12 protein-coding genes are annotated in these 18,967 nt (G+C 72.6%); 5 read left to right on the forward strand and 7 right to left on the reverse strand.

The window, feature by feature from the left end; all coding sequences use genetic code 11:
* Nucleotides 1–5: 5 nt before the first annotated feature.
* From GR130_RS10045 to GR130_RS10060, 4 genes are all read right to left on the reverse strand, one after another.
* Nucleotides 6–935: a branched-chain amino acid ABC transporter permease gene (locus GR130_RS10045; RefSeq protein ID WP_159504384.1), complete on the reverse strand. Its 930-nt coding sequence runs from the start codon at nt 933–935 to the stop codon at nt 6–8.
* Between the two features lie 124 nt (nt 936–1,059).
* Entirely contained in the window at nt 1,060–2,280 is a 1,221-nt protein-coding gene (locus GR130_RS10050) for a branched-chain amino acid ABC transporter substrate-binding protein (RefSeq protein ID WP_159509873.1), read from the reverse strand.
* Between the two features lie 478 nt (nt 2,281–2,758).
* Complete coding sequence (locus tag GR130_RS10055) at nt 2,759–3,232, reverse strand: PaaI family thioesterase (RefSeq protein WP_159504385.1); 474 nt, start codon at nt 3,230–3,232, stop codon at nt 2,759–2,761.
* A 140-nt stretch (nt 3,233–3,372) separates the two neighbouring features.
* The gene (locus tag GR130_RS10060; RefSeq protein ID WP_159504386.1) at nt 3,373–5,682 is read right to left on the reverse strand and encodes an FdhF/YdeP family oxidoreductase; all 2,310 of its coding nucleotides are present in this window, start codon (nt 5,680–5,682) and stop codon (nt 3,373–3,375) included.
* A gap of 262 nt (nt 5,683–5,944) precedes the next feature.
* Here GR130_RS10060 and polA point away from each other — a divergent pair, with 262 nt between their 5' ends.
* The gene (gene polA / locus GR130_RS10065) at nt 5,945–8,683 is read left to right on the forward strand and encodes a DNA polymerase I (protein ID WP_159504387.1); all 2,739 of its coding nucleotides are present in this window, start codon (nt 5,945–5,947) and stop codon (nt 8,681–8,683) included.
* Nucleotides 8,684–8,863: 180 nt separating this feature from the next.
* Here the strand turns inward: polA and GR130_RS10070 are convergent, their stop codons facing one another.
* Nucleotides 8,864–9,820, reverse strand: coding sequence for a DUF4184 family protein (locus GR130_RS10070; RefSeq protein WP_159504388.1), 957 nt, complete (start codon nt 9,818–9,820; stop codon nt 8,864–8,866).
* A gap of 220 nt (nt 9,821–10,040) precedes the next feature.
* Between GR130_RS10070 and GR130_RS10075 the strand changes: the two genes are divergently transcribed.
* From GR130_RS10075 to GR130_RS10085, 3 genes are all read left to right on the forward strand, one after another.
* Complete coding sequence (locus GR130_RS10075) at nt 10,041–11,825, forward strand: lytic transglycosylase domain-containing protein (RefSeq protein ID WP_159504389.1); 1,785 nt, start codon at nt 10,041–10,043, stop codon at nt 11,823–11,825.
* Between the two features lie 148 nt (nt 11,826–11,973).
* Nucleotides 11,974–12,108 carry an SPW_0924 family protein gene (locus GR130_RS10080; RefSeq protein WP_159504390.1) on the forward strand — a complete coding sequence of 45 codons (135 nt, stop codon included), beginning with the start codon at nt 11,974–11,976 and terminating at the stop codon, nt 12,106–12,108.
* A 63-nt stretch (nt 12,109–12,171) separates the two neighbouring features.
* Complete coding sequence (locus GR130_RS10085; protein WP_159509874.1) at nt 12,172–13,176, forward strand: DUF3068 domain-containing protein; 1,005 nt, start codon at nt 12,172–12,174, stop codon at nt 13,174–13,176.
* 163 nt (nt 13,177–13,339) lie between these two features.
* Here GR130_RS10085 and hrpB read toward each other — a convergent pair whose 3' ends face one another.
* Both hrpB and GR130_RS10095 read right to left on the reverse strand, forming a co-directional pair.
* A complete protein-coding gene (gene hrpB / locus GR130_RS10090) occupies nt 13,340–15,952 on the reverse strand; it encodes an ATP-dependent helicase HrpB (RefSeq protein WP_159504391.1) in 2,613 nt (870 codons plus the stop codon).
* Nucleotides 15,953–16,009: 57 nt separating this feature from the next.
* Nucleotides 16,010–16,834, reverse strand: coding sequence for a class I SAM-dependent methyltransferase (locus GR130_RS10095; protein WP_159504392.1), 825 nt, complete (start codon nt 16,832–16,834; stop codon nt 16,010–16,012).
* A gap of 370 nt (nt 16,835–17,204) precedes the next feature.
* Here GR130_RS10095 and rpsA point away from each other — a divergent pair, with 370 nt between their 5' ends.
* Nucleotides 17,205–18,722 carry a 30S ribosomal protein S1 gene (gene rpsA, locus GR130_RS10100; RefSeq protein WP_159504393.1) on the forward strand — a complete coding sequence of 506 codons (1,518 nt, stop codon included), beginning with the start codon at nt 17,205–17,207 and terminating at the stop codon, nt 18,720–18,722.
* Nucleotides 18,723–18,967 lie beyond the last annotated feature (245 nt).

The following is an 18,967-nucleotide window of genomic DNA, read 5'->3' on the forward strand; positions in this document are numbered from 1 at the left end:
CGGTATCACGCCCGATCCGCGACGCGTTCGCCCAGGAGGCCCTGTGGTCTGAGGAGGAGTACGAGGATGAGGAGGACGAAGGCCCAGACGTCCTTCCAGGCTCCGCCGCCGAACTGCTGCATGCCGGGGATGTGCTCGATGTAGGCGGTGGCGAGGGCTTCGGCGATGCCGAGGACGAGGCCGCCGAGCATGGCGCCGTAGATGTTGCCGATGCCGCCGAGGACGGCTGCGGTGAAGGCTTTGAGGCCCATGATGAAGCCCATGCGGAACTGGACCTCGCCGGTGCGCAGTCCGTAGGCGACGGCGGCGATGCCGGCGAAGGCGGCGCCGATGGCGAAGGCGAGGACGATGATGCGGTCGGTGTCGATGCCCATGAGGCGGGCGGTGTCGGGGTCCTGGGCGGTGGCCTGCATGGCGCGTCCGCTGCGGGTGCGGGTGACGTAGAGGCCGAGGGCGGTCATGCAGAGGGGGGCGGCGAGGAGGACGAAGAGGTCGCCGCGTTGGACGGTGGCGCCGAGGAGGGTGAGGGCGTGGCCTGTGAACTGGGGGAAGACGCGGGCTTGTTTGCCGTCGGGGTACCACTTCCAGACGGCTTGCTGGAGGGCGATGGACAGGCCGATGGCGGTGATGAGGGGGGCGAGGCGGGGTGCGCCGCGCAGCGGGCGGTAGGCGAAGCGTTCGGCCGCGACGCCGACGAGGACGGAGACGGTGATGCCGCCGAGGAGCATGGCGGGGAGGGCGAGGGTGAGGCTGGTGCCGGTGGGGAGGGCGAGGTGGACGGTGAGGGCGCCGAAGCCGCCGACCATGAAGATCTCGCCGTGGGCGAAGTTGATGAGCTGGACGATGCCGTAGACCATCGTGTAGCCGATCGCGATGAGGCCGTACATCGCGCCGAGGATGAGTCCGTTGGCCAGCTGTTGCGGCAGTTCGGTCACCGCGGGGCCTCCGTGGGGTGGGAAGGTGTGGGTTTCCGTGGTGCCGGGGGCCGCGCCGGGGCGGGGGTGGGGGCCGGGCGCGGCCCGGAGCGCCGGGGCCGGTGTGGCCGGTCGGCTCGTGCCGTCAGCTTTTGTCGAACTTCTTGAATTCGGCGCTGAAGCGGGAGATCCAGGCGCCCTTGTCGACCTGGTAGGCGGTGATCATGGTGTTGGTGGTGTCGCCGTATCGGTCGAAGGCGACGTGGCCGGTGACGCCGTCGAAGGCGACCTTGTTCATGGCGTCGGTGACTTTTTTGCGGGCGTCGTCGGGGAGTTTGCCGTTGTTGCCGGTGACGACGTTCTTGACGGCCTGGACGAGTGCCCAGGTGGCGTCGTAGGTGGAGCCGCCGTATGCCTCGTACGCCTCTTTGAAGCCGGCTGCTTTGTAGTCGGCGATGAACTTCTTTGCGGAGGGGAGCTGTTCGACGGGTTTGCCGACGGAGGACGCGTAGTCGCCCTGGGCTTTTGTGTTGAGTTTGATGTAGTCGGCGCTGTACATGCCGTCGCCGCCCATGAGGGGGGCGGTGACGCCGCCGTCCTTGAGTTGCTGGCTGAGGGGGCCGGAGGCGGGGTATTCGCCGCCGTAGAAGACGAGGTCGGGGGCGGCGGCCTTGGCCTTGGCGACGACGGCTTTGAAGTCGCGGTCGTCGGGGCTGATGTGGTCGGTGCCGGCGATGGTGCCGCCGAGTCTGCCGAACTGGTCCTTGAAGGAGGAGGCGAGGCCGACGCCGTAGGTTTTCTGGTCGTCGATGACGTATGCCTTTTGGGCCTTGATCTTCTCCCAGGCGTACTGGCCGTCGAAGGCGCCTTGTACTTCGTCGGTGGTGGCGGTGCGGAAGTAGGTGGGGAACTGGCGGACGCGGTGGTTCTGCTTCCAGTCCTTGCCCTGGGTGAGGTCGGGGGTGGTGTTGGCCGGGGATATCAGGGTGAGGTTGTTCTGCTGGGAGACCTGCTGCATGGACTGGGCGACGCCGGAGTTGAGCGGGCCGACGATGCCGAGGACGTTTTTGTCGCCGGCGAGTTTGGTGGCGTTCTGCTGGCCGGCGTTGGGCAGTGCCTTGTCGTCGAGGGCTTCGAGTTTGAAGGTGATGCCTTTGACCTCGCCGGTCTTGTTGGCGGTGTCGACGGCGAGTTGGGCGGAGTTGCGGATGCCGAGGCCCAGGGCGGAGAGTTCGCCGGTGGTGGGGGCGTCGAGGCCGATGGTGACGGTGGTTTTCGCGCCGTCGCCGTTCTTGGTGTCGCTGCGGGTTCCGCAGGCGGTGAGGGTGAGGGCGCCGGTGGTGAGTGCGGTGGTGATGAGGAGCAGGGCACGGTGACGCACGATCTGTCCTTTCCCTGGCCGCGGCCACGGCTGTCGCCTGGCCGGATCGCGCGCCGGGCCCGTTTCGGGGCTGTGGGGGCGTCCGTGCTCGCAGTGCGCCCGGCGGCGCGGTGACTGGCGGTGAACTCTAGAGCGGTGTCGGGTGGGCCGGAACGGGCGCAGTCGAGGATGTGACGCTCTTGTTATGACCTTCGATGAGCGTTTTGCCGTGATGGTCCTTACCGTGGCATGTCCGCCGTGCGGAGGGTGAACTCGCACTTCCTCAGGGGAATTTGGGCTTCCGGGCCGGTTATGCCTCCGGCATCCGGAGGGTGCGGCCGGAAGCGGGCGGCTCGCGAGCCGCCCGCACGGCATGCGTGTTACGCAGCGTTACCGGAATGCGTGCGGCCCCGCCCCCGGAAGGCCGGGTGCGGGGCCGTGCCGGCGGGCGCCAGGGGCCCGCCGCGGTGGTGTGAGCGCGATGTCAGGAGCGGTAGAGGTCCTGGTCGACGTCGCGCAGCAGGCAGGTCAGCCGGGCGGTGCACACCCGCTTGTCCTGCTCGTCGGTGATGACGATTTCGTAGGTGGCGGTGGACCGGCCGCGGTGCACGGCGGTCGCGACACCGGTGACCAGCCCGGAGCGGACCCCGCGGTGGTGGGTGCAGTTGAGGTCGACGCCGACCGCGGCCTTGGTGGGGCCGCCGTGCAGCATGGACCCGACGGAGCCGAGCGTTTCGGCCAGTACGGCGGAGGCGCCGCCGTGCAGCAGCCCGTAGGGCTGGGTGTTGCCCTCGACGGGCATGGTGCCGACGACCCGGTCCGGGGCGGCCTCGACCACCCGCACGCTCATCCGCTCACCGAGGTGCCCCGCGGAGAAGAGCGACGGCAGGTCGACGCCGACGTCGGACCACTGGTCGAGGACCTCCTGCGGGAACTTGGTCGTGCTCTGCTCACCCATGGACTGCTCCGTTTCGCTCGGCCTCGCGCCCTCGGTCGCCGCGGATCCGCGGCCGTTCCTGTCAGGCCGCCGGGCGGGCGCCCGGCGCGGGGTTGTTCGTTCCCGGCCAACCGGGACGTGTCGGGATGTCGTGCGGCGGGTCAGCCGCGCCGCGCCGGCTCCAGCCGTACCACCACGGACTTGGCGGCCGGGGTGTTGCTGATGTCGGCGGTGTGGTCCAGCGGGATCAGGACGTTGGTCTCGGGGTAGTACGCGGCGGCGCAGCCGCGGGCGGTGGGGTAGTGCACCACCCGGAAGCCGGGGGCGCGCCGCTCGCTGCCGTCGGTCCACTCGCCGACCAGGTCCGCGTACGCGCCGTCCGCGAAGCCCAGCCGGCGGGCGTCGTCGGGGTTGACGAGCACCACGCGGCGGCCGTTCCTGATGCCGCGGTAGCGGTCGTCGAGGCCGTAGATGGTGGTGTTGTACTGGTCGTGGGAGCGCAGCGTCTGGAGCAGCAGCCGTCCTTCGGGGGCGGTGGGGTACTCCACGGGGGCGGCGGTGAAGTTGGCCTTGCCGGTGGCGGTGGGGAAGCTGCGGCTGTCGCGGGGTGCGTGCGGCAGGGCGAAGCCTCCGGGGCGGGCGACCCGGGCGTTGAAGTCCTCGAAGCCCGGCACCACGCGGGAGATCCGGTCGCGGATCACCGCGTAGTCCTTCTCGAACTCCTCCCAGGGGGTGCGGCTGTCCGGGCCGAGGACGCGCCGCGCGAGACGGGCGACGATCGCGGGCTCGGACAGCAGGTGCGGGCCGGCGGGCGCCAGCCGGCCGCGTGAGGCGTGCACCATGCCCATGGAGTCCTCGACCGTCACGAACTGCTCGCCGCCTGCCTGGAGGTCGCGTTCCGTACGGCCCAGGGTCGGCAGGATCAGGGCGCGGGCGCCGGTGATCGTGTGCGAGCGGTTGAGCTTGGTGGAGACGTGCACGGTGAGGCGGGCGCGGCGCATCGCGGCCTCGGTGACCTCGGTGTCGGGCGTGGCGGAGACGAAGTTGCCGCCCATCGCGAAGAAGACCTTCGCCTGCCCGTCGCGCAGCGCGCGGATGGCGCGGACCACGTCGAGGCCGTGCTCCCGGGGCGGCGCGAAGCCGAACTCCTTCTCCAGGGCGTCGAGGAAGGCCGGCGCGGGCCGCTCGAAGATGCCCATGGTGCGGTCGCCCTGGACGTTGCTGTGGCCGCGTACGGGGCAGACGCCGGCGCCGGGGCGGCCGATGTTGCCGCGCAGCAGCAGGAAGTTGACGACTTCCCGGATGGTGGGGACGGAGTGCTTGTGCTGGGTCAGGCCCATCGCCCAGCACACGATCGTGCGCCGCGACGCGAGGACCATGGCCAGGGCGCGCTCGATCTCCTGGCGGGTCAGTCCGGTGGCGCGCAGGGTCTCGGACCAGTCGTCGCCGGCGCGGGCCAGCGCCGCGAACTCCTCGAAGCCGTGGGTGTGTTCGCGGATGAACTCCTCGTCGACGGCGCCCGAGCCCGCGCCGGAGGCGCTCGACGAAGCTTCCAGGATGAGGCGGTTGAGGGCGCGGAAGAGGGCCTGGTCGCCGCCGAGGCGCACCTGGAGGAAGAGGTCGGTCAGGGCGGTGCCGCCGCCGGCCAGGCCGCGCGGGGTCTGCGGGTTCTTGAAGCGCTCCAGGCCGGCCTCGGGCAGCGGGTTGATCGAGATGATCTTCGCGCCGCCGGCCTTCGCCTTCTCCAGGGCCGACAGCATCCGGGGGTGGTTGGTGCCCGGGTTCTGGCCGGCGACGATGATCAGGTCGGCCTTGTGGAGGTCCTCCAGCAGCACGCTGCCCTTGCCGATGCCGATGGTCTCGGTGAGCGCGGAGCCCGAGGACTCGTGGCACATGTTGGAGCAGTCGGGGAGGTTGTTGGTGCCGAACTCGCGGGCGAAGAGCTGGTAGAGGAAGGCGGCCTCGTTGCTCGTACGGCCGGAGGTGTAGAAGACGGCCTCGTCGGGGGAGTCGAGGGCGGTCAGCTCCTCGCCGATGATGTCGAACGCCCGCTCCCAGGAGACCGGTGCGTAGTGGTCGGCGCCCTCGGCCAGGTACATGGGGTGGGTCAGCCGGCCCTGCTGGCCGAGCCAGTAGCCGCTGCGGGAGGCGAGGTCCGCCACGGGGTGGGCGGCGAAGAAGTCCGGGGTGACGCGCCGGAGGGTGGCCTCTTCGGCGACGGCCTTGGCGCCGTTCTCGCAGAACTCGGCGGCGTGCCGCTTGTCGCCCTCGGGCCAGGCGCAGCCGGGGCAGTCGAACCCGGTCTTCTGGTTGACCCGCAGCAGGGTGAGGGCGGTGCGGCGGACGCCCATCTGCTGCTGGGCGGCGCGCAGCGTGTGCGCGAGGGCCGGCAGGCCGGCGGCGGCGCGCTGGGGGGCGCTCACCTTCGGCGCGTCCTGGACAGGGTCCGACGCGGGCGGCTTGCCTGCCATGTCGCTCTCCCTTGAGCCGTGTGCCGGGTCCGCCCCGCCGGATCGCGGCGATCGTTGCCGTGCACATCTGATTCGTGCGCCTCCGATCCTGTCATGGACGGGGGCGGGGGAGTAGGGGGGATCTTGGAGTGCTGCCGGCCGCACTCCGGGCGCCCGGAAGGCCGCGGGCGGCGGGCCCCGGCGCGGCCCGGACGGCGGCCGGTGCCCCCGCCGCAGGCCGTCGCGGCGGGGATTGTCAGTGGGGCGTGGCAGGATCGGGGGCGTGGCAGCAAAGGCAGCGAAGAAGAGCGAAGCGACCGGCACCGAGGCGGCGGCGGGCGGCCGTCCGCGCCTGCTCCTGATGGACGGGCATTCCATGGCATACCGGGCGTTCTTCGCCCTGCCCGTGGAGAATTTCACGACCGCGTCGGGGCAACCGACCAATGCGATCTACGGCTTCGCGTCGATGCTCGCGAACACCCTGCGCGACGAGGCGCCCACGCACTTCGCGGTGGCGTTCGACGTCTCCCGCAAGACCTGGCGGTCCGAGGAGTTCCCCGAGTACAAGGCGAACCGCTCCAAGACCCCCGACGAGTTCAAGGGCCAGGTCGAGCTGATCGGCGAGCTCCTCGACGCCATGCACGTCAAGCGCTTCGCCGTGGAGGGGTTCGAGGCCGACGACGTCATCGCCACCCTGACCACCCAGGCCACGGCCCAGGGCTTCGAGGTCGCGATCGTCACCGGCGACCGCGACTCCTTCCAGCTGGTCTCCGACGACGTCACGGTCCTCTACCCGACCAAGGGCGTCTCCGAGCTGACCCGCTACACCCCCGAGAAGGTCGCCGAGAAGTACGGCCTCACCCCCGCCCAGTACCCGGACTTCGCGGCCCTGCGCGGCGACCCGTCCGACAACCTCCCCGGCATCCCCGGCGTCGGCGAGAAGACCGCCACCAAGTGGATCAGCCAGTTCGGTTCCTTCGCGGAGCTGGTGGAGCGGGCCGACGAGGTCAAGGGCAAGGCGGGGCAGAACCTCCGCGACCACCTGGAGTCGGTGAAGCTCAACCGCCGGCTGACCGAGATGGTCCGCGACGTCGCACTGCCCTGCGGCCCCGCCGACCTCACCCGCCAGGCATACGACCGCGAGGCCCTGAAGGTCTTCCTCAACGCCCTGGAGATCCGCAACCAGGGCCTGCGCGACCGGCTGCACGCCGTGGACCCGGGAGCGGAGGAGACCGCCGACCAGGCCGAGCCGGCCGCCGGCGTCGCCGTGGACGGCACCGTCCTCGGCACCGGCGAACTCGCCCCGTGGCTCGCCGAGCACGGCACCGGCCCGCTGGGCGTGGCCACCGTGGACGTCTGGACGCTGGGCAGCGGAAGCGTCGCCGAGGTGGCGCTGGCCGCCGCCGGCGGCCCGGCCGCCTGGTTCGACCCGGCCCAGCTGGACGAGGCCGACGAGCGCGCCTTCGCCGCCTGGAGCGCGGACGCCGCCCGCCCCAAGGTGATGCACAACGCCAAGGGCCTGATGCGGGTCTTCGGCGAGCACGGCTGGCGCATCGACGGCGTCACCATGGACACCGCACTGGCCGCCTATCTGGTCAAGCCCGGCCGCCGCTCCTTCGCGCTGGACGCCCTCTCCCTCGAATACCTGGGGCGCGACCTCGCCCCCGCCGCGGCCGGCGACGGCCAGCTGGCGTTCGGCGCCGACGAGGAGGCCGAGGCCGAGGCCCTGATGGGGCAGGCCCGCACCGTCCTCGACCTGGGAACGGCGTTCGGGACGAAGCTGGCGGAGGTCGGCGCCGCCGAGCTGCTGCGCGACGTGGAGCTGCCCACCAGCGAGCTGCTGGCCCGTATGGAGCGGGCCGGCATCGCCGCCGACGGCGGCTGGCTGGAGCGGATGGAGCAGCAGTTCGCGGGCGCGGTGCAGCAGGCCGTGAAGGAGGCACACGCCGCCGCGGGCCACGAGTTCAACCTCGGCTCGCCCAAGCAGCTCCAGGAGGTCCTCTTCGGCGAACTGGGCCTGCCCAAGACCAAGAAGACCAAGACCGGCTACACCACCGACGCGGACGCGCTGGCCTGGCTGGCGTCGCAGACCGACAACGAACTCCCGGTGATCATGCTCCGCCACCGGGAGCAGGCCAAGCTGCGCACGACGGTCGAGGGCCTGATCAAGACCATCGCCGCGGACGGCCGGATCCACACCACCTTCAACCAGACCGTGGCGGCCACCGGCCGGCTGTCCTCCACCGACCCGAATCTGCAGAACATCCCGGTGCGGACGGACGAGGGCCGGGCGATCCGCCGCGGCTTCGTCGTCGGCGACGGCTTCGCCTCGCTGCTGACGGCCGACTACAGCCAGATCGAACTGCGGGTGATGGCCCACCTCTCCGAGGACGAGGGCCTGATCGAGGCGTTCACCTCCGGCGAGGACCTGCACACCACCGTCGCCTCGCACGTCTTCTCGGTCGCCAAGGACGAGGTCGACCCGGAGATGCGCCGCAAGATCAAGGCGATGTCGTACGGCCTGGCCTACGGCCTGTCGGCGTTCGGCCTCTCCCAGCAGCTGGGCATCCAGCCCGACGAGGCCCGCAAGCTGATGGACAACTTCTTCGAGCGGTTCGGCGGCGTCCGCGACTACCTCCAGCGCGTCGTCGAGGAGGCCCGCGCCACCGGCTACACGGAGACGATGCTCGGCCGCCGCCGCTACCTCCCCGACCTCAACAGCGACAACCGCCAGCGCCGCGAGATGGCCGAGCGGATGGCGCTGAACGCCCCGATCCAGGGCACCGCCGCCGACATCGTCAAGATCGCGATGCTGCGGGTCGACACGGCCCTGCGCGCCGCGAAGCTGACGTCGCGGATGCTGCTCCAGGTCCACGACGAAATCGTGGTCGAGGTGGCCCCAGGGGAGCACACCGAGGTCGAGGAGCTGGTCCGCCGCGAGATGGCCGGCGCGGTCGAGCTGAGCGCCCCGCTGGACGTCTCGGTCGGCTACGGCAAGGACTGGGAGTCCGCGGCGCACTAGGTGTGCCGTCCGATGGGCCGGGGTCGGACCGCCCCCAGGCCCTTCCCGCCCCCGACCCCATCGGGCAGACCCCAGGGCCTGCCCCGAAGCGCAACAGGACGGCGCGTCCCCACGGCCCAACACGACGGCGCGGCCCGTGCTCATGGCACGGGCCGCGCCGTCGTGCGCAGGGGCCGGAGGTCAGGCCGCCGGCTCCGCACCCGCCCCCGACGGCTGCCCCGGCACGCCCCCGTCCGCCGCCCGCCCCCGAGGCGCGCGCCGCTGGAGGAGCCGCACGGCCAGCGCGTACCCCAGTAGTCCCGCCACGAGCCCCGCGCCCGCACCGAAGAGCAGGTCGGGGACATAGTCGAACCAGCCCACCGTCGCGCCGTGGACGGCATACGCCCGTGCGGTGCGGTAGGCGCCGCCGAGCAGCGTGCACACCACGACCGGCGCGGTCAGCAACAGCCGCAGCCGCAGCGCCGGTTCGGGCACCGCGGGTACCGGCGCAGCCGGTACGGCGGCTCCGTCGGGCCCGGCCGCCCCGGCGCCGGAAGCCGGGTCGCCGGCCGTCGTACCGCCCGGCTCGCCGCGCAGCACCGCCCACAGGAACCCCCCGATCCCCGCCAGCGCCAGCGCCGACGTCCCGTACTGGAGATACATGGCGATCGGCCGGTCGCCCACCACGGTGTTCAGCGCGGGCACCAGCTGCGTGCCCCAGCGGCCGGGGTGGGTGAAGGCGTCCCAGACGACATGCGTGACGGATCCCAGCACCGCCGACAGGAAGAACCAGCCCGCAAGCACCGCCCGTTCGCGGGTCCCGAGCGGCGTCCAGGGGCGACCGCGGGCGAAGGCGTGCAGCCGTCCCCGCCCGGCTCGCGGCAGCAGCGCCAGCAGCGCCAGCAGCGGTTCGCGCAGCAGCAGCCAGCCGCCGACCAGGGCCGCGGTGATCAGGACATCCACGGTCAGCACGCCGGGCAGGGAATGGGTGACCGTGCCGAACGCCATACCGCCCGGAACGACGGTGTCCGTGTAGAACGGCAGGTCCGGTGCGAAGGAGCCCGCGACCAGCGCGGAGGCGACCAACGGGCCGCGAGCGGCGCCGGTTTGCCGGATGAACGGAAGGACAGCGGCGGCATGACTGAGGGTGAACGGCATCTGCGGCTCCTCGATCGATTCGGATCATTATGTGACCGATGTGAGTGGTATATGTGGCCAAGCGGAGTGGTGGCCGTGCGGACCGAGTTGTCGTAGTGTCACCGGAGTTGGGCACCGGGGGCGCCCATGCGGCGTCCCGCACGACGGCGACGCACCACACGGCAGTCAGGCACCCGCGACAGGTAGGCGCGCGGCAGGTCAACGCGGAGGTACGGCACTGATGGCAGCCACATTCCGGCGGCGGCTCCAAAGGGGAGCGGCCTCGACGGCCGTGGCGGCACTGGCGCTTGCCTCCCTCACCGCCTCCCAGACACCGGGCGCCGCCGCCCGCGCCGCCCACCGGGAACAGGCCACCCCCACGCCGCCCGCCGACACCCCCATCGACGGCGGCTCGCCGTACTACACCGATCCGCCGCCCCGCAACAGCCCCGCACCGCCCAAGGGTTCGGGCCACTCCGGCGCCGGCAAGGTCGTCACCGGCCCCTCCCAGGCGGGCATCCCGGCCACCGTCCTCGCCGCCTACAAGAGCGCCGAGGCGCGCATCCACGCCTCGGCCCCGGGCTGCCGGCTGCCCTGGCAGCTGCTCGCCGCGATCGGCGAGGTGGAATCCGGCCAGGCCCGCGGTGGAGCGGTCGACGCCCAGGGCACCACCCTCCAGCCCATCCTCGGCCCGGCGCTCGACGGCCGCCACGGCTTCGCCCTGATACCCGACACCGACGGCGGTCGCTACGACGGGGACTCCGTCTACGCCCGCGCCGTCGGCCCGATGCAGTTCCTCCCGTCGACCTGGTCCAAGGGCGGCCCCGACGGCACCGGTTGGGGCGCCGACGGCAACGGCGACGGCATCAAGGACCCCAACAACATCTTCGACGCCGCCCTCGCGGCCGGCCACTACCTCTGCGCCGGTGGCCGCGACCTGACCGTACCGGCCGACCTGGACCGGGCCGTCCTCGGCTACAACGACTCCACCGACTACCTCCGCACGGTGCTGTCCTGGTACGCGTTCTACCGCAAGGGCACGTACGAGGTCCCGGACGGCAAGGGCACGGTCCCCGTACGGCGCGGCGGCACCGGACGGGGCGAGCAGGGCAAGCAGGGCGGCGGCGCGACGCACCCCGACCGCGGCGCCGGTGCCCCGAACGGCCGGCCCCCGGCGCCCGGAGGCACCCCGCACCAACCGGGCACCCCGGCCCCCACCCCGAAGCCCACGCCTACGCCCACGCCGAAGCCCACGCCCACGCCGACGCCCCCGGCCGAACCCGCGCCGCTCACCGCCCTCGAACGGGCCGGCGGCAAGGACGGCGGCGACGGCAAGGAGCTCACGGCCACCGCGGGCGGCGAGTTCGCCACCTCCCCGCAGGTCCGCGCCAAGGACGCCGCGGGCAAGCCGGTCGCCGGCGCCCCCATCCGCTTCACCCTCAGCGGCGACACCGCGGCCCGCTTCCCCGGCAACGCGACCGCCGTCACCGTCACCACCGGCAAGGACGGCCTGGCCACCGCCCCCCGGCTGCGCGCGGGCGACAAGGCCGGCGCCTTCGCCGTCCGCGCCACCGCCGTCGGCCGCGACGTGCCCCCCGTCGACTTCGCCGCCACCGTCACGGCCAAGCCGGCACCGAAGGCCGACACACTCGCCCGCACCTCCGCCAAGAAGCTCCGGACCACCGCCGGAACCGCCTACGCGGACGACGCCGTCGAGATCAGGGCCACCTACCGGGGCAAGGCCGCGGCCGGGGTGGCGGTCACCGCGACCATGGTCACCGGCGACCCGAAGAAGCCCGTGCAGAACGACAAGGGCCCGTACTTCAAGGACCCCAAGGCCACCGGCGCCGACAAGGACAAGCCGGTCCGCACCCTGACCACCCTCACCACGGACGCCGACGGCCGGCTCACCCTCCCGAAGATCTACACCGACGCCCACCCCGGCACGTTCCAGCTGCGGCTGACCACCGCCGACGGTGCCGTCCTCACCGTCGAACTCACCGTCACCGCACCGGCCGGCGCCTGACCGCACCCGGCCCCGCACCCGCCGCACCGCCGTCCCGCCCCCCGCCCCGGGGCGGGACGGCGGTGCAACGTGTTCTCATCTCCGCCCGCCGTTGCTACGGTGCCCCCGCCCTGACGCTGCATCAGCTCAGTTCTCCGGGAGGACCGCCATGCGCGCCCTGACAGCAGCCGCGGTCGGACTCGCCGCGGCGCTCGCCCTCGTCTTCGCCCTCACCGCCCTCGGCGCCCCCCAGGGCCACACCTCCCCCAAACCGCTGCTGACCACCGTCCCCGAGCACCCCTGAGGGAGGGACGCCACCGCCATGCCCCGAACCCCGCCCACCCGGCACCCCGCCCCGGCCAAGGGGATGCGCCGCACGGCGAGCCTCGTGCTGCTCGCCTTCGCCGTCTTCTTCACCGCCCTGTCCCCCCTGATGCGGTGGTACGCCTTCCCCCGACTCGCCAAGATCCCGCCCGGCCAATACCAGGACATGGTCCTGGAGGCCGCCCCCGCCACCCTCATCGACTACGGCACCATGAAGGCCAAGCAGGTCCCCAAGGTCACCATCGTCCAGACCCTCAAGGGCAACGTCGCCGAAGCCCGGCGCATCAAACAGACCGCCGGCCGCGACGTCGTCGTCTGGGACGCCCTCTCCTACGTGGCCGGCCCCGACGGCAACATGGTCTCCGAGGTCCCCGAGCGCTACATCTTCGACGCCCACTCCCAGGAACCCGTCCACGCCACCGGCGAGACGGTCGACGGCGACCCCGTACGCCGCGCCGGCATCGAGTACAAATGGCCGTTCCTCACCCAGAAGCGCGACTACACCTACTTCGACGCCCAGACCCGCACCTCCGCCCCCATCCACTACAAGGGAACCCGCACCTTCCACGGCCTGAAGGTCTACTACTTCGAGCAGACCATCCCCTGGACCAGGGTCCCGCTCCCCAAGAAGATGCCCGTCAAGGGCATCACCCCCCAGGCCGTCGAGAAAACGGGCACCACCCGCTGGTACACCACCACGCGGATGTTCTGGGTCGACCCCGTCACCGGCGCTCCCGTCAACGGCGAGGAAATCCACAAGGAAGAACTCCGCGGCGGCCAACTGCTGCCCGGCGGCGGCACCGTCACCGCCTTCGCCGGCCACGTCAGGATGCGGGACGACTACGTCAGGTCCACCGTCGCCCAGGTCACCGCCCAGCGCACCCTCGTCCTGCTGCTCACCAGCTACCTCCCCTGGGGCTTCCTGACCCTCGGCACCGCCCTGCTCGCCCTCAGCCTGCTCCTCGAAGCCCGCGGCCGGCACCCGCGGAAGGCGACCGGAGAAACGGAAACGGCGCAGGCAGCGGGCGTTGTCAGTGGCAGCCCGTAACGTGGAGGCATGGCATCGACACAGCATGTGACCACCCACCGGGCGCGCCGCCCGCACCACCCGGACCGGCAACGCACCGCCCGGAGGCCGCAGTCGACCCACCCACCCGCCCGGCCGTGGCCGCCGCGACACCGCCACCGCGCCGGACGGCCCCTCGCCCCCGTCACCCCCGCCGCAGCCGCGCCGCCGTGTGCCGCGTCGGCTCCGCCGTCGAAGGATCCTCCGGCCAGGGATGCTTGGGGTAGCGCCCCCGCAACTCCGCACGCACCGACCGGTAGCCGTCCCGCCAGAACGACGCCAGATCCGCCGTCACCGCCGCCGGCCGCCCCGCCGGAGACAGCAGATGCACCAGCACGGGCACCCGCCCGCCCGCCACCCGCGGCGACTCCCGCAACCCGAACAACTCCTGCAACTTGACCGCCAGTACGGGCTGTTCGCCCCCGTAATCCACCCGCACCCGCGAACCGCTCGGCACCGCCAGGCGCTCCGGCGCCAGCTCCTCGAACCGCACCGCCTCACCCGTCGCCCACGGCAGCAGCCGCACCAGCGCCCGCCCCGCGTCGACCCGCTCCAGGTCGGCCCGCCGCCGCGCCCGCCCGAGCTCCGGTCCCAGCCAGTCCTCCAGCCGCTCCAGCAGCGCCGCATCCGACACATCCGGCCACGGATCCCCCAACTCCCGGTGCAGAAACGCCATCCGCTCCCGCACCCCGGCCGCGTCGGCCGTCCACCGCAGCAGCCCCGGCCCCTCCCGCCACAGGCCGTCGACGACCGCAGCGCGCAGCAGCCCCGGATCCGGCGCACCCAGCGGCCGGGCCGCCAGCTCGATCGCCCCCAGCCGGGTCACCCGCCGCGCCACCACATCCCCGTCCGCCCAGCGCACCTCCTCCCCGGAGGAACACAGCGCCCCGGCCGCCGCGCGGGCGGTCTCCTCGTCGATCACCGCCGCGAGCCGGATCCGTGCGGACGCCGCCGCCACCGGCCGGTCCGCCACCGCCACCGCCAGCCACCGCGCATCCCGCAACCGCGACCCGTCACCGGCACCCGCCGGCTCGGCCCCGGTCCCGGACGCCATCAGATAACTCCCCGCCCCGCGCGCCCGCGCCACCCGCTCCGGAAACGCCAACGCCGCAACGAGACCCGCGACCGCATCGTCCGACCCCGCCCCAGCCCCGCCCGCCGAAACCGGCAGCCGATCCCCGGCCCCCGACGCGGCCCCCGCCCCGGCTTCCGGCTCGCCGACGGCCGACACCAGCCGTCGCGCCTCCTGCCGCCACCGCGCGGCGTACGCATCGCCACCCCGGCGCGCCGTCCGCCACGCCGCCGCCAGATCGTCCCCATAGGACCGCGGCGGCTCCTCGCTCAGCAGCGCCACGACCTCCGCCGCCCGCCGCACCCCCACCTCCCGCGCGCCGTCCAGCAGCGCACGGGCCAGCCGCGGATGCAGACCGAGCCGCGCCATCCGCACACCCCGCTCCGTCGCCCGGCCGGCCCCGTCCACCGCACCGATCGCCGCCAGCACCTCCCGCGCCGCCGCCAGCGCCCCGCCCGGCGGCGCGTCCAGCAGCGCCAGCCCCTCCGCCGACGGATCCCCCCAGCACGCCGCCTGCAGCGCGAACGCCGTCAGATCGGCCACCCTGATCTCCGGATCCGGGAACCGCGGCAGCCGCCCGTCCTCCCCCTCCGACCAGCACCGGTAGACCACCCCCGGCGCCTCCCGCCCGGCCCGGCCCGCCCGCTGCCGAGTCGCCGCCCGCGACGCCCGCACCGTCGCCAGCGCACTGAGCCCCCGCGCATGATCCCGCCGCGGCACCCGCGCCAGCCCGCTGTCCACCACCACCCGCACCCCCGGCACCGTCAGACTCGACTCCGCCACAGAGGTCGCCAGCACCACCCGCCGCACACCGCCCCCGCCGGCCAGCACCGCGTCCTGCACCTCCGCCGGCGCCCGCCCGTGCACCTGCAGCACCTCCGCGTCCACACCCGCCAACTGCCCCGCGACGCGCCCGATCTCGCCGACCCCCGGAAGGAAACACAGCACATCACCGGCCCGCTCACGCAATGCCCGCCGCACCACCCCCGCGACATGCGCCAGCAGCGCCGGATCCACCCGCATCCCGTGCGCCGGCGCCACCGGCCGCTCCGCAGGCGCCCATAGCACCTCCACCGGATGCGACACCCCCGCCGCCTCCACCACCGGAACCGGCCCCCCGGCACCACCCAGCAGCCTTGCCCACCCCTCCGCGTCCGTCGTCGCCGACGCCGCCACGAGCCGCAGCTCCGGCCGCAGCGTCTCCCGCACATCCAGCAGGAACGCCGCACACGTATCCGCGTCCAGATGCCGCTCATGGCACTCGTCCAGCACCACGACGTCCACCCCGGCCAGCTCCGGATCCCGCTGCAACCGCTGCAGCAGCACCCCGGTGGTCACCACCTCCACCGCCGTACGGGCCCCCGCGCGCCGCTCCCCGCGCACCGTGAAACCCACCGACCCGCCGACCTGCTCACCCAGCAACCAGGCCATCCGTCGCGCCGCCGCGCGCGCCGCGATCCGCCGCGGCTCGGCCACCACCACCCGCCGCCGCGGCCCGCCGCCCGTCAGCCCGGCGAGCTCCAGCGGCACCAACGTCGTCTTGCCGGTACCGGGCGGAGCACACAGCACCGCCGCGCCGGCCCCGTCGAGGGCGGCACGCAGCGCGGGCAGCGCACTGCGCACGGGCAACTGGGCAAGGGCGGCGGCACCAGGGGTACCCCCGGCGTCAGGGAGGGGGAGCGTCACGACCCCAGTCTGCCGCCCCGCAAACCGGTACCCGCCCGCCGCCCCGGCCCGGAGCCGCTACGCCGCCCCCGCCGTGCACACGAAGATCGCCGTCCCCGGGATCAGATGCCCGCGCAGCGGCGACCAGCCGCCCCACTCCTGGGTGTTCCAGTCGGGCCACTCCGGCTCCACGACGTCCTCCAGCCGGAAACCGGCCGCCACCACATCCCGCACCCGGTCGCCCAGTGTCCGGTGATGCTCCACGTACACCGCCCGCCCGGCCTCGTCCTGCTCGACGTACGGAGTCCGGTCGAAGTACGACGCCGCCACCGACAGCCCCTCCGGCCCCGGCTCGTCGGGAAACGCCCAGCGGATCGGATGCGTCACCGAGAAGACGAACCGGCCGCCCGGCCGCAGCACCCGCCGCACCTCCCGCAGCACCCGCACCGGATCCGCGACGAACGGCAGCGCCCCGTAGGCGGAACAGGCCAGATCGAAGCAGCCGTCGCGGAACGGCAGCGCCCCCGCGTCCGCCTCCACCAACGCGACGGCGTCCCCCTCCGCCCCGTTCGCGATCCGCAGCGCGTGCTGCAACTGCCGGTGGGAGAGATCCAGCGCCACGGGCAGCGCGCCCTGCGCCGCCAGCCAGCGGGAGCACTGCGCCGCGCCCGCCCCGATCTCCAGCACGCGGCGCCCCTTGAGTTCCGCGGCCGGACCCAGCAGGGCGGCGTCCGCCTCGTCGAGCCCCTCGGGCCCCCAGACGAACCGGTCGTCGCCGAGGAACGCTCCGTGCTCGCTCTGATACTCGTCCGCGTTGCGGTCCCACCAGCCCCGGCTGGCCCGGCTGCTCTCGGCGTCCGAGGCGTCACGGCGGGTCGCCTCCGGCTCGTACTCTTGGTTCATCGCGCCCGTCGTCGTAGTCTTCGCTGTGCTTGTCGCAGCGGGGGCCGCGAGGCTGTACGACCTCGCGGAACATCGCGTGTGCCGGTTATGGGGCGTTCCGCCCCGGGTGTGCGCCTTCGCGCATTGACCGTCTCCGGCTGCCCCCGTATGCTACAAGTTGCGCTGCGGGCCTGCGCGCCTCAGACGGAGCAGGCCGCGCTCGCATCTGTATGAATGTCCCCTCGGTTTTCGAGGCGTTTCGGGTCGCTCCGCCTTTGCGGGGCTTCCGGAGGGTGCGCCTCTGACGCTGTCCGGCTTATGCAGAGGCGATACCGGCTCTCGGCGTAGCAGTACCTACGACTTCAATGTCCGTACCGGAGCCCTTTCCCACATGACGAGCAGCACCGAGACCACCGCCACCACCCCGCAGGTTGCGGTCAACGACATCGGTAACGAGGAAGCCTTCCTCGCCGCGATCGACGAGACGATCAAGTACTTCAACGACGGCGACATCGTCGACGGCGTCATCGTGAAGGTCGACCGGGACGAGGTCCTGCTCGACATCGGTTACAAGACCGAAGGCGTCATCCCGAGCCGTGAGCTCTCGATCAAGCACGACGTCGACCCCAACGAGGTCGTCGCCGTCGGTGACGAGATCGAAGCCCTTGTTCTCCAGAAGGAGGACAAGGAAGGCCGCCTGATCCTCTCGAAGAAGCGCGCCCAGTACGAGCGTGCCTGGGGCACCATCGAGAAGATCAAGGAAGAGGACGGCATCGTCACCGGTACCGTCATCGAGGTCGTCAAGGGTGGTCTCATCCTCGACATCGGCCTCCGCGGCTTCCTCCCGGCCTCCCTGGTCGAGATGCGCCGCGTTCGCGACCTGCAGCCCTACGTGGGCAAGGAGCTCGAAGCCAAGATCATCGAGCTGGACAAGAACCGCAACAACGTGGTCCTGTCCCGCCGCGCCTGGCTGGAGCAGACCCAGAGCGAGGTCCGTCAGACCTTCCTCACCACCCTCCAGAAGGGCCAGGTGCGCTCCGGCGTCGTCTCCTCCATCGTCAACTTCGGTGCCTTCGTGGACCTGGGTGGCGTGGACGGCCTGGTGCACGTCTCCGAGCTCTCCTGGAAGCACATCGACCACCCCTCCGAGGTCGTCGAGGTCGGCCAGGAGGTCACCGTCGAGGTCCTCGACGTCGACATGGACCGCGAGCGCGTCTCCCTGTCGCTCAAGGCCACCCAGGAAGACCCGTGGCAGCAGTTCGCCCGGACCCACCAGATCGGTCAGGTCGTCCCGGGTAAGGTCACCAAGCTCGTCCCGTTCGGCGCGTTCGTCCGCGTCGACGAGGGCATCGAGGGCCTGGTCCACATCTCCGAGCTGGCCGAGCGCCACGTCGAGATCCCGGAGCAGGTCGTCCAGGTCAACGACGAGATCTTCGTCAAGGTCATCGACATCGACCTGGAGCGCCGCCGCATCAGCCTCTCGCTGAAGCAGGCCAACGAGTCCTTCGGCGCCGACCCGTCGGCCGTCGAGTTCGACCCGACCCTGTACGGCATGGCCGCGTCCTACGACGACCAGGGCAACTACATCTACCCCGAGGGCTTCGACCCGGAGACCAACGACTGGCTGGAGGGCTACGAGGCCCAGCGCGAGGCGTGGGAGCAGCAGTACGCCGAGGCGCAGCAGCGCTTCGAGCAGCACCAGGCCCAGGTCATCAAGTCCCGCGAGGCCGACGAGCAGGCCGCGGCCGAGGGCGCTGCGGCTCCCGCGGCGGCCGGTGGCGGCCAGGCCGGCGGCGGCAACGTCTCCGGTGGCTCGTACTCCTCGGAGTCGGCGGACAACTCCGGCGCCCTGGCGTCGGACGAGGCCCTCGCCGCGCTCCGCGAGAAGCTGGCCGGCGGCCAGAGCTGACGCTCCACCCCGCTGCGCACTAGCTAGCTGAAGGGCGAAGGCCCGCTCCCTCCGGGGAGCGGGCCTTCGTCGTATACGTCGCGCCGCAGGGTGGCACATCGCGGCGCACCGCCCTGCGGCGCACCGGCCAGGCTCCCTGCGGCCCACCAGAACGCCGGGCTGGAACGCCGGGCGGGAACGCCGGGATGGAACGCCGGGATGGAGCGCTGGGGAACGGGGGCGAACGCTGGGATCGGAATCTGCAC

The organism is Streptomyces sp. GS7 (assembly GCF_009834125.1).
Classification (GTDB): domain Bacteria; phylum Actinomycetota; class Actinomycetes; order Streptomycetales; family Streptomycetaceae; genus Streptomyces.